General features: G+C 68.9%; 11 protein-coding genes. 5 read left to right on the plus strand and 6 right to left on the minus strand.

Annotation, left to right across the window (positions count from 1 at the left end):
• Positions 1-68: 68 nt before the first annotated feature.
• Together ACFQGD_RS19470 and ACFQGD_RS19475 are read right to left on the minus strand one after the other, a co-directional pair.
• Complete coding sequence (locus ACFQGD_RS19470) at positions 69-1,439, minus strand: replication-associated recombination protein A (RefSeq protein WP_345389884.1); 1,371 nt, start codon at positions 1,437-1,439, stop codon at positions 69-71.
• A gap of 35 nt (positions 1,440-1,474) precedes the next feature.
• Positions 1,475-2,662: a phosphotransferase gene (locus ACFQGD_RS19475; protein WP_345389881.1), complete on the minus strand. Its 1,188-nt coding sequence runs from the start codon at positions 2,660-2,662 to the stop codon at positions 1,475-1,477.
• Positions 2,663-2,694: 32 nt separating this feature from the next.
• Here ACFQGD_RS19475 and ACFQGD_RS19480 point away from each other — a divergent pair, with 32 nt between their 5' ends.
• Positions 2,695-3,204: a DUF309 domain-containing protein gene (locus ACFQGD_RS19480; RefSeq protein WP_345389878.1), complete on the plus strand. Its 510-nt coding sequence runs from the start codon at positions 2,695-2,697 to the stop codon at positions 3,202-3,204.
• An 8-nt stretch (positions 3,205-3,212) separates the two neighbouring features.
• On the opposite strand, the gene aspS is transcribed toward ACFQGD_RS19480, so the two are convergent.
• Together aspS and ACFQGD_RS19490 are read right to left on the minus strand one after the other, a co-directional pair.
• The gene (gene aspS, locus ACFQGD_RS19485) at positions 3,213-4,982 is read right to left on the minus strand and encodes an aspartate--tRNA ligase (protein WP_345389875.1); all 1,770 of its coding nucleotides are present in this window, start codon (positions 4,980-4,982) and stop codon (positions 3,213-3,215) included.
• Positions 4,983-5,112: 130 nt separating this feature from the next.
• A complete protein-coding gene (locus tag ACFQGD_RS19490) occupies positions 5,113-5,346 on the minus strand; it encodes a hypothetical protein (RefSeq protein ID WP_390221079.1) in 234 nt (77 codons plus the stop codon).
• 300 nt (positions 5,347-5,646) lie between these two features.
• Between ACFQGD_RS19490 and ACFQGD_RS19495 the strand changes: the two genes are divergently transcribed.
• The 4 genes from ACFQGD_RS19495 (at position 5,647) to ACFQGD_RS19510 (ending at position 9,364) form a co-directional block, all read left to right on the plus strand.
• Entirely contained in the window at positions 5,647-6,813 is a 1,167-nt protein-coding gene (locus ACFQGD_RS19495) for a YibE/F family protein (protein WP_390183361.1), read from the plus strand.
• A gap of 195 nt (positions 6,814-7,008) precedes the next feature.
• Complete coding sequence (locus ACFQGD_RS19500; RefSeq protein ID WP_345389869.1) at positions 7,009-7,518, plus strand: hypothetical protein; 510 nt, start codon at positions 7,009-7,011, stop codon at positions 7,516-7,518.
• 102 nt (positions 7,519-7,620) lie between these two features.
• Positions 7,621-8,466: a peptidylprolyl isomerase gene (locus ACFQGD_RS19505; protein ID WP_345389866.1), complete on the plus strand. Its 846-nt coding sequence runs from the start codon at positions 7,621-7,623 to the stop codon at positions 8,464-8,466.
• A gap of 115 nt (positions 8,467-8,581) precedes the next feature.
• Positions 8,582-9,364 carry an enoyl-CoA hydratase-related protein gene (locus tag ACFQGD_RS19510; RefSeq protein WP_345389863.1) on the plus strand — a complete coding sequence of 261 codons (783 nt, stop codon included), beginning with the start codon at positions 8,582-8,584 and terminating at the stop codon, positions 9,362-9,364.
• A gap of 70 nt (positions 9,365-9,434) precedes the next feature.
• Here ACFQGD_RS19510 and ACFQGD_RS19515 read toward each other — a convergent pair whose 3' ends face one another.
• Both ACFQGD_RS19515 and secF read right to left on the minus strand, forming a co-directional pair.
• On the minus strand, positions 9,435-11,747 hold the full coding sequence (locus ACFQGD_RS19515) for a RelA/SpoT family protein (RefSeq protein WP_345390092.1): 2,313 nt from the start codon (positions 11,745-11,747) through the stop codon (positions 9,435-9,437).
• 183 nt (positions 11,748-11,930) lie between these two features.
• Complete coding sequence (gene secF / locus ACFQGD_RS19520) at positions 11,931-13,208, minus strand: protein translocase subunit SecF (protein ID WP_345389860.1); 1,278 nt, start codon at positions 13,206-13,208, stop codon at positions 11,931-11,933.
• Between the last annotated feature and the right edge of the window lie 2 nt (positions 13,209-13,210).

A 13,210-nucleotide genomic window follows, 5' to 3' on the forward strand; every position in this document is an offset into this window, starting at 1 on the left:
GCCCTCGGCCGACGGAGTGACCCGCCCCTGGCTGGGACGTCGAATCCCGGTAGGAGAGCCCGTCGCGGTTACTCCCCACGCACGGCCGCGCGCAGTTTCGGCACCCGGTCGGCCAGCACGCGCTCCGCACCACGATCGGTCGGGTGATAGTAGTCCGCGCCAACCAGCTCGTCCGGCGGATACTGCTGCGCCAGCACGCCCTCCGGGACGTTGTGCGGATAGGCGTAGCCCTGCGCGTTGCCCAGCTTCTTCGCTCCCGCGTAGTGGCCGTCGCGCAGGTGCGGCGGCACCGTGCCCGCCTTGCCCGCCCGCACGTCGGCCATCGCGGCGTCGATGCCGCTGATCACGGCGTTGGACTTCGGCGCGGTCGCCAGGTGCACCGTGGCCTGCGCCAGCGCGAGCCTGCCCTCGGGCATCCCGATGAACTGCACCGCGTGCGCGGCGGCCACCGCGGCCTGCAGCGCCGTCGGATCGGCCATGCCGATGTCCTCGCTGGCGTGCACCACGAGCCTGCGCGCGATGAAGCGCGGATCCTCCCCCGCCTCGACCATGCGCGCCAGGTAGTGCAGCGCCGCGTCGACGTCCGAACCTCGGATCGACTTGATGAACGCGCTGATGACGTCGTAGTGCTGATCGCCGTCCCGGTCGTAGCGCACGGCGGCCTTGTCGACGGTGGCCTCCACCGTGGCTAACGAAATGCTGGGGCGCTCGCCGGTGGCGTCGGTGTCGTCGGTCACGGCGTCGGCGGCGGCTTCCAACGCCGTCAGTGCCCGCCGCGCGTCCCCGCCAGCGAGCCGCACCAGATGGGCGCGAGCGTCGTCGTCGAGGTCATACGCACCGCCGAGACCACGCTCGTCGGTAAGGGCACGGGTGATGACCTCGCTGATGTCTTCGTCGGTCAGTGAGCGCAGTTGCAGCACGAGCGACCGCGACAGCAGTGGGGAGACCACCGAGAACGACGGGTTTTCCGTTGTCGCCGCGACCAGCAATACCGTGCGATCCTCCACCGCGCCGAGTAACGCGTCCTGCTGGGTCTTGGAGAACCGGTGCACCTCGTCGATGAACAGCACGGTGTCCTCTGCGGCGTGGGAACGCCTACGGCGGGCGGCGTCGATCACGCCGCGCACCTCCTTGACTCCGGACGACAACGCCGAGAGCGCCACGAACCGACGTCCGGTCGCGCCAGCCATCAGGTAGGCGAGCGTGGTCTTGCCGGTGCCGGGTGGGCCGAACAGGATCACCGACGCGGGCGCCGCGCCTTCCACCAGCCTGCGCAATGGGGCGCCCTCGCCAAGCAGGTGTGCCTGGCCGATGACGTCGTCGAGGCCGCGCGGGCGCATCCGCACCGCGAGCGGCGCGGCGGGGTCGGGCACACCCTCGGTGGTGTGTTCGCCTGGGTCGGTCACGTCCCGGTTGACGGTGAACAGTTCGTCCTGCACGGCTCAACGCTACCGCGTGGCACCGACGCGCCGGACTACCGGAACGCCGGGTACAGCGCGAGTTCGAGACCGGGGCCGAACCGCCGCTCGATCGCCGCCGCGACGCTGGCGGCGTGTTCCGCGATCCCGTCGGTATCCGAATGATCCGCCCTGGCCGCCAGCTCACGCCACCACGACTCCAGCGCGGCGGCCCTGCTGGTCGAGCCGGTGTCGCTCGCGTCAGTAAGGCCGGGCAGTTCGCGTGCGGTTTGCGTCCACACGCACGCGATGTGGCTGTCCAGCAGCGCGCTGGCGAACTCGTCGTCGTCGGCCAGTCGTGGCCAGATCCCGGTCACCTCGGCACGCCACGCCGCGATCATCGCCTCGCTCATCCCCGCGGGCAGCGCGAGCGCGCCACGCCAGAACGCGAACGGCACCCTGAGGTGCGCGACGTCGATCATGGCGTTGCGGACACGGCCGTGCTCGAAGTCGAGGAACCGCACCCCGTCGCTCGTGACGAGGTTGTTCTCCGGAGCGAGGTCGACAGGGGAGAACGCCCGATACTCGCCTTCGTCAAGCCGTCGTGATGCCAGCCTGACCCGCTCGGCGACCGCCTCAGGCGTCGCGACACCGAGTACGTCCGACAGCACGCCGGGTAGCTCGTCGGCGGAGTCGGCCGCCTCGGTGTCTTCGCTCGCCGGTTGGCCACCGAATCGGCGCAGCAGCGCGTTGAAGTCCGCCTCCCGGTGTGCGGTCGTGGCGTGCATCCTGCCCAACGCCCGCGCCCAGGACAGCAGGGTGCCCTCCGCGACCCGTGCGTCGCTCATGCGCAGCTTGTCCGCCAGCGTCGGTGCGCTGCCGAGGTCGGAGAGCACAAGCACCCGGTGATTGACGTCGTGGCCGAGCAGTTCGGGACACATCCTGTCTTCCGAGGTCAACGCCGTGAAGAGCTGGTAGCTGACCGCCTCGGCCGCGAACGGGTCGCTCGCGTCGTCGTCCGGCTCCGGGTAGTGTTTGATCACCAGCGTGCGTGGCAGGGAGAACGGCGAGGACGCCACGGTGGCGCGCACGACGACGGCCGGCCCGCTCCCAGCGAGGTCTTCCGGCTTGGACAACGTGATGGCCGACCCGAACCGGTTGGCCAGCGCCAACTCGGCGGCGTCGAGCGCCGCGGCAAGAGCGTTGCCATGCGATTCGCCGTCGACCCGTTCGTCGTCCTGTGCGGAGGAGGTGTCCACGTGCATCAGCAGGGGAGCCTACTAGCGTGGAAGTCGCGATGAGAAGCACCAAACAGTCACAGCACAACCAGCCCGACCGCGACCGCGATCCCGAGGGCAGGGCACGAAACGCCAGGCCACGGGACGGTTTGGGCAGGCCACTGCCCTACGGCACCCCCGGGGTCGAGCGACAGCCCGAAGGTGTAACACGCTCCCCCGCCCGCACCATTGACGAAGCCCAGCGCCTGCTGGACGAGGGTAAGCCGTTCCACGCGCACGAGGTGTTCGAGGACGCATGGAAGTCCACCGAGCACGACGAGGAGCGCGCGCTGTGGAAGGGGCTCGCACAGCTCGCGGTCGGGCTCACCCACGCGGCGCGCGGCAACGTGGTCGGCGGCGCGCGGCTGTTGCGGCGCGGTGCGGAGCACATCGGTCCCTACGCCGAGCAGCCGCCGCACGGGATCGCCGTCGCGTCGCTGGTGACGTGGGCGGAGACGCTCGCCACCGCGCTGGACGACGGCGTGCCGGTCGACGCGCCGGAGTCCCATGCACCTCGCCTGCGGGGCTGAGCTCGCGGTTAGCTACCGGGCTTGGGTGGCTTGACGTCGACGCCGGCCTCCTTGCGCTGCTGCGCGGTGATTGGCGCTGGCGCGCCGGTGAGCGGATCGTAGCCGCCGCCGGTCTTGGGGAACGCGATGACGTCCCGCAGCGACTCGGCCCCCGCCAGCAGCATGACGATGCGGTCCCAGCCGAACGCGATGCCGCCGTGTGGCGGGGCGCCATACGCGAAGGCGTCCAGCAGGAAGCCGAACTTCTCCCGCGCCTCCTCGTCGGTCACGCCCATCACCTCGAACACGCGCTTCTGCACGTCGGCGCGGTGGATACGGATCGAACCGCCACCGATCTCGTTGCCGTTGCAGACGATGTCGTAGGCATCCGACAGCGCGCTACCCGGGTCGGTGTCGAACTTGTCAGCCCACTCCGGTTTCGGCGCGGTGAAGGCATGATGTACCGCGGTCCACTCGCCGTGGCCGACGGCGACGTCGTCGGTCGCGCCCGCTGGCTCGAACAGCGGCGCGTCGACCACCCACACGAACGACCAGGCGTCCGGGTCGATCAGCCCGAGCCGGTGACCGATCTCGTCGCGCGCAGCGCCCAGCAGTGCGCGCGCCTCGTGGGCCGGACCAGCGGCGAAGAAGACGCAGTCGCCTGGCTTGGCGCCCACCGCGTCGACCAGGCCCTCGCGCTCCGACTCGGACAGGTTCTTGGCGACCGGGCCGCCGAGCGTGCCGTCCTCGGCGACGAGCACGTAGGCCAGCCCCTTCGCGCCGCGCTGCTTGGCCCACTCCTGCCAGGCGTCGAGCTGCCTGCGCGGCTGATCGGCGCCACCGGCCATCACCACGGCACCGACGTAGGGTGCCTGGAACACCCGAAACGGGGTGTTGGCGAAGTAGTCGGTCATCTCGGTGATCTCGAGGTCGAAGCGCAGGTCCGGCTTGTCGGTGCCGTACTTGGCCATCGCCTCGGCGTAGGTGATGCGCGGGATCGGCAGCGTCACCTCGTGCCCCGTGAGCCGCCACAACGCGGCGATGACTCGCTCGCTCAGCGCGATCACGTCATTCTGGTCAACGAAGCTCATCTCGACGTCGAGCTGGGTGAACTCCGGCTGCCGGTCGGCGCGGAAATCCTCGTCGCGATAGCAACGCGCGATCTGGAAGTAACGCTCGATGCCGCCGACCATGAGCAACTGCTTGAACAGCTGTGGCGACTGCGGCAACGCGTACCAACTGCCGGGCTTGAGTCGCGCGGGAATCACGAAGTCACGCGCGCCCTCCGGGGTGGAGCGCGTCATGGTCGGCGTCTCGACCTCGACGAACCCTTCGTCGTGCAGCAGCTCGCGCGCGACGCGGTTCACCTCGCTGCGCAGCCGCATCGCCGTCGCGGGGCCGCTGCGGCGCAGGTCAAGGTAGCGGTGCTTGAGCCGGGTCTCCTCACCTACGTCGACCCTGTCGTCGATCGGGAACGGCAGCGCGGCCGACTCCGAGAGGATCTCCAGCTCGGTGACCAGCACCTCGATCGCGCCGGTCGCGATCTCGGGGTTTTCGTTTCCCTCAGGGCGCGGGGACACCTCACCGACGACCCGCACGCAAAACTCCGAGCGCAGGCCATGAGCGCGCTCGGCCATCTCGCCTTCACGGAACACCACCTGCGCGACTCCGGTGGCGTCTCGCAGGTCGATGAAGATCACCCCACCGTGATCACGCCTGCGCGCCACCCATCCAGCGAGGGTGACGGTGGTTCCGGCGTGGTCGGCACGCAAACTGCCTGCGTCGTGGGTGCGAAGCACGGGCGTAGCTCACTCTCTGAGTCGATCGGGGTCGGCGGGATGGGCACTAGTGGCAAGGTTAACGAACGCCCGGTTCTCGCCGGTCACCTGGCACGAACGACGTCCGGTCCCGCAGGATGGAACCGTGACATCACCCCGGGACGGCAGACGGCGCCGCGCCGACCGCCGTGGCGACAACGAGGCCGAGACCAGGCCCATCCCACGGATTCCAGACGCGGCAGCGGGGCAGCCACCCCGACGGGTGCCCGGGGAGGGCGGTCGACGTCGGAAGCCAGAGGACGCTCCTGAGCCACAGCCGGGACAGCGGCGACGCCCCGCGGAGCGCGAGCCACATCGGCAGCGAGAGCAGCAGCCTCGCGACCAACAGCGACGTCCTCGGCGGCGACACCGGTATATCGAGCCAACCGCGGACGTCGACGGCCCCGCCACCAAGCCCACGACGCCGGCCGCGCCGCCTAGGTCACCGCGACCTCCGCAGACCGCCGGGCCGCCGAGTCCGCCCGATCGAGCCGAGCCGCCACAGACCGCACCGGAGCCGCAGTGGCCGTCAGGGCACACTCCGACGGAATCGGAGCCGTCCGAGCACACCGGACCACCCGAACAGGGCACACCCGCCCACACACACGCCCACGGCCCTCCGCCCCCAGCGTCGAAGCAGCTACGCATGTTGCTCGCGGCACTGCTGGCGCCCTTCCTGCTCGCGGTGTTCGTGGTGTTCATCGCCCTGCTTCCCACTGGAGACTCACCGGACAGCGCGGTCGACTCAGGGACGCCCGTCGACGGCACGGTTACCGCGGCGACCCTCGGGTCCTGCCTGCGCCAGCCAGGAGCACAACCAGGTGCGCAACCCAGCCAGCCCGACCCGGGTGAGCCGCAATGCCTGCGACTCGACATCGCTCTCACCGACGGCCCCGCCGTGGGGAGCGTGATCACCAAGACCGAGCCGATCGGGCCGTCGCGGCCCACCTTCGCCGTCGGCGACGACGTTGTGCTGGCCTTCACCGGCGAGGACCCTCGTAACGACGACGCATACCTGATCATGGACTTCCAGCGCGGCACGCCGTTGCTGATGTTGGTCGCGGTGTTCCTCGGGGCCGTGCTGCTGCTGGGCCGCTGGCACGGGGCGCGCGCGCTGGCAGGACTCGGCGTCAGCGCGGCCGTGCTCGGTCTGTTCGTCGTGCCCGCCATCCTCGCGGGCGAAGACCCACTGCTGACCGGTATCACCGGCGCCGGACTCATCATGTTCGCCACGCTGTATCTCACCCACGGTGTGTCGGTACGCACGTCAGTGGCGCTGCTCGGCACGCTGATCAGCCTGCTGCTGATCGGCATCATCTCGGCCGTGTTCTCCGGGCTGGCGCGACTAACCGGGCTCGACGAGCAGACCGGCAACCTGATCGCGGCGCTCGGCCACGGCATCGACACGCAGGGCCTGCTGTTGGCCGGGGTGGTCATCGGCGCGCTCGGTGTGCTCGACGACGTCACCGTGACCCAGGCCAGCGCGATATGGGAGCTGCGACGGGCGAACCCGACGCTGAGCTGGCGCGACCTCTACGACGCCGGGGTACGCATCGGCAGGGATCACGTCGCATCCGCCGTCAACACCCTCGTCCTCGCGTACGCGGGCGCCGCGCTGCCGGTGCTGCTGTACACGGCGGTCTCCGGGGTCGGGCTTGGCTCGATCCTCACGTCGCAGGACATCGCGCAGGAGATCCTGCGCACACTAGCGGGCAGCATCGGCATCGTCGCCGCGGTGCCACTGACGAGCCTGCTCGCGGCGGCCATCGTTATCCGCGAACGCCAGCCGGAGCCCGGCGTCGAATCCCACTGAGCGGCGAGTTCGCCCCATGGCTTCCGCCACACGATGTTGGGCAGAACGAGCCAGCGCCGGTTAAGGTGCTCGACGGATCGCGCAGCGGCGGGCGTCAGGCCGAGCAGCAACGGTCGTCATCGCCGGAGTCGGTGGCGCCGCCCCGGCACGGGACATGGGCGTGGCCGCCCCGACACAGGAATGGAAACACCGAGCATGAGCCAGCGCAGTGGGCAATGGACTGGACGCGGCCAGCGACGGCAACGGCTCAGCGACGTCACGGTGAACATGATCGTGACCCGGCCGATCGACGCCATCGACGCGACCATCTACACGTCGGCGAAGGTCATCGAGGACACCTCGGCGGCACTCGGGGCGCTGCCCAGCCTCGCCCGCACGCTGGAACAGCTGCGGCCGGGCGGGGTGCTGCTCGAGGAAGTCGTCAAGCTCAAGAAGACGCTGGACCGGATCGACCGGATCGGCACCTTCGTCGCCGAGGAACTCCCCGAGACGCAACAGCAGCTGGAGGCACTGAACAGCCAGCTGAACGACTCGGTCAACCGGATCGGTGAGCTCGCGCGGGCGATACTGACCCAGACCGCGGTGAACAACGCGCTCAACGACTCCATCCGGCTACTGTCGAAAGGACTCGGCGTCGCCCAGGGCACGGCGGAGACGCTCGGCAGGGCATTGGGCCGCACGCGGGCCACCAAAGACGAGACCTGAGCCTCCACAGCCACTTCACAGGCGGTGCCCATAGAATCCCGCCAACGTGGTTTTGTGTGACCGGCAGACACGCAAGCCGGACCCGAGAGGCGAGGAGTGCGCGTGGCGACCAACCAGCAACGCCGTGAAGCCGCGAAACGGAAGCTGGAGCGGCAGATCGAGCACCGGCAACAGCGCGCGAGGCGCAACCGGATGATCGGCGCGGCCGTCACCGCTGGCGCCGTCGTCATCGTGGCGGGCCTTGTGGTGTTCCTCGCGACCAGGAGCGACGACGACTCCGCCGCGCGGGCCGACGAGCAACAGCCTCGGGAGCCAAGCGTGCAAATCCCGTCCGAGCGCGCACCCGTACCGGAGCGGACGAAGCCATTGCCGAAGCAGGTCGACTGCTCGTACGAGAAGAGCCCCGAGCCTGCCGCCAAAGACGTCGATCGGCCGAAGAACGGGAAGGTGCTCGCGCGCGGCACCATCGACGTCTCGATGGAGACCACGGCGGGCCCGATCGGGCTGACGCTGGACCGATCGCTGGCCCCGTGCACCGTCAACAGCATGCTGAACCTGGTCAAGCAGGACTTCTACGAGGGCAGCGAGTGTCACCGGCTCGGCACGCGGGGCCTGCAGATGCTGCAGTGCGGCGACCCGACCGGTAGCGGGCGCGGCGGCCCTGGCTACTCCTTCGCCGACGAGACGTTCCCCCAGCTCTCCTACGGCCGAGGGTTGGTCGCGATGGCCAACAGCGGGCCCGACACCAACGGTAGCCAGTTCTTCCTTGTCTACGGTGAGGCGCAGCTCGAACCCAACTACACCGTGTTCGGCACCATCTCCGACGAGGGCCTGGCCACGCTGGACAAGGTCGCCAAGGGCGGCATCGGTGAGCAGGGTCCGACCGGCGACGGCACCGGCAAACCGCAGATCCCTGTGAAGTTCACCAAGGTGACGGTCCAGTCGTAAGCGGGGGCCGTAAGGTCTGTGGCATGAGGACTGCTCGCAGGTCCGAATCATTCGACGGCATGCCGGCCGACGTCAGGGCGTTGGCGCGGCGTGCGGCGCGCGAACAGGAGGCCGCATGACGGCAGGGCTGGAGCTGACGCGGACGGGCAATGTCGCGCGGCTGACGTTCACGCGACCGGACAAGCACAACGCGATCAGCTTCGACATGTGGTCGGCCATCCCTGACATCGTCACCGAGGTGGAGGACGACCCCTCGGTCACGGCGCTCGTGGTCACCGGCGAGGGTGCGAACTTCTCGGCGGGCGCGGACATCGCCGAGTTCGGCGAGCTGCGTTCCACCGCCGATGGCGCGGCCCTCTATGACAAGGCGGTGCACGCCGCCGTCACCGCGCTGGCGGACATGGTGACCCCAAGCGTCGCGCTGATCAGGGGCAACTGCATCGGCGGCGGGTGCCAGATCTCGGTGGCCTGCGACTTCCGGTTCGCCGCCGAGGGTGCCCGGTTCGGCATCACACCGGCCAAGCTGGGCATCGTCTATGACTACACCTCGACACACCAGCTGGTGTCGCTGGTCGGACCCGCCAACGCCCGCTACTTCCTGCTGTCGGGCAACCTGGTCAGCGCCGGACGGGCACGCGAGATGGGCCTTGTCAACGACGTCTACCCTGACGGCGAGGTGGACGCCGCCGTCGAGGACTTCGTGGCGACGCTGGCCACCCGGTCACAGACGTCGGTGCGCGGCATGAACCGGATCATCGGCAAGATCGCGACAGGCCAGAACGAGCCGGACGACGAAATCGAGCGACTCCGCAGGGACGCCATCCACGGTGCGGACTACGCCGAGGGCGTCGCCGCGTTCCTGGAACGTAGGAAACCGCGGTTCACCCACCACCACTGAGGGCGGTTGCCCGCTGGCCGACGTTGATCGGATGACGTCAGGGGCAACAGCGGACCATCCGGCAACCGCGTCAGGACGCCGATGTGACGCGATAGACGTCGTAGACGCCCTCGACCTTGCGCACGGCGTTCAGCACATGGCCGAGGTGCTTCGGGTCGCCCATCTCGAACGAGAACCGCGACACCGCCACCCGGTCGCGGGATGTCGTCACCGACGCGGACAGGATGTTGACCTTCTCGTCCGCGAGGATCTTGGTGATGTCGGAAAGCAGGCGGTGCCGGTCGAGCGCCTCCACCTGGATGGCGACCAGGAACACCGACGACTCCGACGGCGCCCACTCGACCTCGACCAGCCGCTCCGGCTGGTTGCGCAGGTCCTCGGCGTTGGTGCAGTCGGTACGGTGCACGCTCACCCCGCCGCCGCGCGTGACGAAGCCAAGGATCTCGTCGCCGGGCACCGGGGTGCAGCAGCGGGCCAACTTCGCCCACACGTCGCCCGCGTCCTTGACGACGACGCCGACGTCGTTGCTGGAGCGCCTGCGGCTTATCGTCGATGGCGTCGCGCGCTCGGCGAGTTCTTCCTCGGCCTCCTCGACACCACCGATGAACGCCACCAACCGGGACACCACGTGCTTGGCGCTGGTACTGCCCTCGCCAACCGCCGCGTACAGCGCCGTGATGTCGCTGTAGCGCAGTTCGGTGGCCAGCGCCCCCATCACGTCGGCGGAGATCAGCCGCTGCAGCGGGAGGCCCGCGCGCCGGATCTCCTTGGTGATCGCTTCCTTACCCGCGTCGATGGCCTCCTCGCGGCGCTCTTTCGCGAACCACTGCCGGATCTTCGCCCGCGCCTTGGGTGAGCCCGCGAAGCCGAGCCAGTCCCTGCTTGGCCCCGCGCTCTCGGCCTTCGAGGTGAAGATCTCGACGACCTCGCCGTTGTCCAGCTTGCGCTCCAGCGCGACCAGTCTGCCGTTGACGCGCGCGCCGATGCAGCGGTGGCCCACCTCGGTGTGCACCGCGTAGGCGAAGTCCACCGGCGTCGACCCAGCGGGCAGCGTGATCACGTCTCCCTTCGGCGTGAACACGAAGATCTCGCGGGTCGCGAGGTCGTAGCGCAGCGACTCAAGGAACTCACCGGGGTCGGCGGCCTCCCGCTGCCAGTCGAGCAGCTGTCGCATCCACGCCATCTCATCGACTTCGAGCGCCCCGCTCTTGCCGCTGTAGTGGGTGCCCCTTGTCTCCTTGTAGCGCCAGTGCGCCGCGATGCCGTACTCGGCGGTGCGGTGCATGTCGTAGGTGCGGATCTGCACCTCGAGTGGCTTGCCGTCCGGGCCGATCACCGTGGTGTGCAGCGACTGGTACACGCCGAAGCGCGGCTGCGCGATGTAGTCCTTGAACCTGCCGGGCATCGGCTGCCACAGCGCGTGCACCACGCCCATGGCCGCGTAGCAGTCACGAACGTCGTCTACCAGGATGCGCACCCCGACGAGGTCGTGGATGTCGTCAAGGTCCCGGCCGCGCACGATCATCTTCTGGTAGATCGAGTAGTAGTGCTTCGGCCTGCCCTCGACCTTGGCCTGCACGCGTGACTTCGCCAGGTTGTCCAGCAGTTGGTTGATCACCGAACGCAGGTAGACGTCGCGGGACGGCGCCCTATCCGCGACCAGCCGCACGATCTCGTCGTACTTCTTCGGCTGCAGGATGGCGAACGCCAGGTCCTCCAACTCCCACTTGACCGTGGCCATACCGAGCCGGTGTGCCAGCGGGGCCAGCACCTCAAGGGTTTCGCGGGCCTTGCGGACCTGCTTCTCCGGTGGCAGGAACCGCATCGTGCGCATGTTGTGCAGCCGGTCAGCCAGCTTGATGACCAGCACCCGGGGATCGCGGGCCATCGCGATGACCATCTTGCGGATGGTCTCGGCCTCCGCCGCGGTGCCCAGCTTGACCTTGTCCAGCTTGGTCACGCCGTCGACGAGGTGCGCGACCTCCTCGCCGAAGTCCCGCCGCAGTTTGTCCAGCGAGTATCCGGTGTCCTCCACCGTGTCGTGCAGCAGCGCGGCCACCAGTGTGGTGGTGTCCATGCCGAGCTCCGCGAGGATCGTGGCGACCGCGAGCGGGTGAGTGATGTACGGATCGCCGGACTTGCGGCGTTGGCCACGATGCAGCTCCTCGGCGACATCGTAGGAGCGCTGCAACAGGCCGAGGTCGGCACTGGGATGCAGTTCGCGGTGCACCGCGGCGAGCGGTTCGAGGACCTGCTTGACCGAGGCGGGCCGCTGCGCGGTGATCCGGCGCGCCAACCGCGCCCTGACCCGCCGAGTAGCGGACGGTCCGCCGTTCTGCTGCTCGCCGCCGTGGCTCGCGCGCTCGGAGCTCCGCTGCGGCACGCCACCTCGCCCAGCGTCGTCCTGGGTCAGCGGGGACCGGAGCTCGTTGCTCACCCGCACCTCCAACCGGCGCTCACTGGGTCACATCCTGAGTGCCACCAGCGTAGCTCCGGGACTCTCCCCACGGCACGCTGCCATCCCTATGACCACGTGCCACGGCGAGACGAGGCGAAACCGTCGCGCCTATCTCCCGCGCTTGCCGGTGGGTTTACCAGCGGATTTGCCCGTCGGCTTTCCCGCGAGCCTGCGCTGGTCACTCTTCTTCAGGTTGCGGCCAGGCACGGCGGATGCCGCGACGAACGCCTTCTCCTTCCGCAGCTCCGCCTCGTGGGCCTCGTCGTCGGTGTCACCGTCGGTGTCGGACAGTCCGGCCGTGGCCCGCGCGGTCTGGCTCGCGGTGCGCTTGCCAAGCGTTCGCCGCGACTCAACGCGCTGCGCCTGCTCCTGGTAGGCGGGCTCACGCATCTTGAGATCGACCAGCACCGGAGTGGCAAGGAAGATCGACGACAGCGTTCCGGCGACGATGCCGATGGCCTGCACCAACGCTAGGTCCTTCAGAGTTCCCGCCCCGAGCAGCCCAGCGCCGATCAGCAGCAGGCCGAGCACAGGCAGCAGCGAGGTCAGCGAGGTGTTGATCGAACGCATCAACGTCTGGTTCAGCGCGAGGTTCGCCGACTCCGGGTAGGTCTGCCTGCTCAGGTCGAGCAAACCCTTGGTGTTCTCCTTGACCTTGTCGAACACGACAACGGTGTCGTAGAGCGAGTAACCAAGGATCGTCAGCAGACCGATCACCGTGGCCGGGGTGACCTCGAAGCCGATAAGCGAGTACACGCCGGGCGTCACAGTGAGGTCGAAAACTAGCGCGGCGAGGGCGGCAACGGCCATCCATCGTTCGAAATAGACCGCGAGGAAGATCATCACCAGGACGAGGAACACCGCGAGCGCGATGAGTGCCTGTTTGGTGATCTCGTCACCCCACGACCCGCTCACACCGCTGTCACTGATGGCGTTGACGGTGGGTTCGCCGTCCGCGCCGATCGGCTTGAGCTCGTCGAACAGCGCGCGCTTAAGCTGGTCGATCTGACCGACGTCAAGCGTCTCCGACCGGACCTGCACGGACTGGCTCCCACCGGAACCGATGAGCTGCGTCGACGCGGGCACCTTACCGAAGGTGTCGGCGTAGACGTCTTCGACCTCGTCCGCGCTGATCGGGCCCTCCGCGCCCTGCGCCGGCAACTGGATCTGCGTGCCGCCGACGAACTCGATGCCAGGGGTGAAACCGCGGAACACGATGCTGCCGACGCAGATCAGCATGATCACCGCGGCGGTCACGTACCAGGTCCTGCTCCTACCGACGATGCCGAAGCCGCCGGTGCCGAGGTACAGCTTGGCGAACCTACCCTGCTTGGCAGGGCGCGCCGCCGCCTCGGTCCGCTCTGTGGTGCCCGTCGAGTCCGCCATGC

It is taken from the genome of Haloechinothrix salitolerans (genome assembly GCF_042662605.1).
Classification (GTDB): domain Bacteria; phylum Actinomycetota; class Actinomycetes; order Mycobacteriales; family Pseudonocardiaceae; genus Haloechinothrix_A; species Haloechinothrix_A salitolerans.

Excerpts from the sequence above, each read along its gene's own strand:
- ACFQGD_RS19500 (WP_345389869.1), top strand. The coding sequence starts at position 7,009 with ATGAGCCAGCGCAGTGGGCAATGGACTGGACGCGGCCAGCGACGGCAA.
- ACFQGD_RS19480 (WP_345389878.1), top strand. The coding sequence starts at position 2,695 with ATGAGAAGCACCAAACAGTCACAGCACAACCAGCCCGACCGCGACCGC.
- ACFQGD_RS19475 (WP_345389881.1), bottom strand. The coding sequence starts at position 2,662 with ATGCACGTGGACACCTCCTCCGCACAGGACGACGAACGGGTCGACGGC.
- ACFQGD_RS19510 (WP_345389863.1), top strand. The coding sequence starts at position 8,582 with ATGACGGCAGGGCTGGAGCTGACGCGGACGGGCAATGTCGCGCGGCTG.
- secF (WP_345389860.1), bottom strand. The coding sequence starts at position 13,208 with ATGGCGGACTCGACGGGCACCACAGAGCGGACCGAGGCGGCGGCGCGC.
- ACFQGD_RS19495 (WP_390183361.1), top strand. The coding sequence starts at position 5,647 with ATGTTGCTCGCGGCACTGCTGGCGCCCTTCCTGCTCGCGGTGTTCGTG.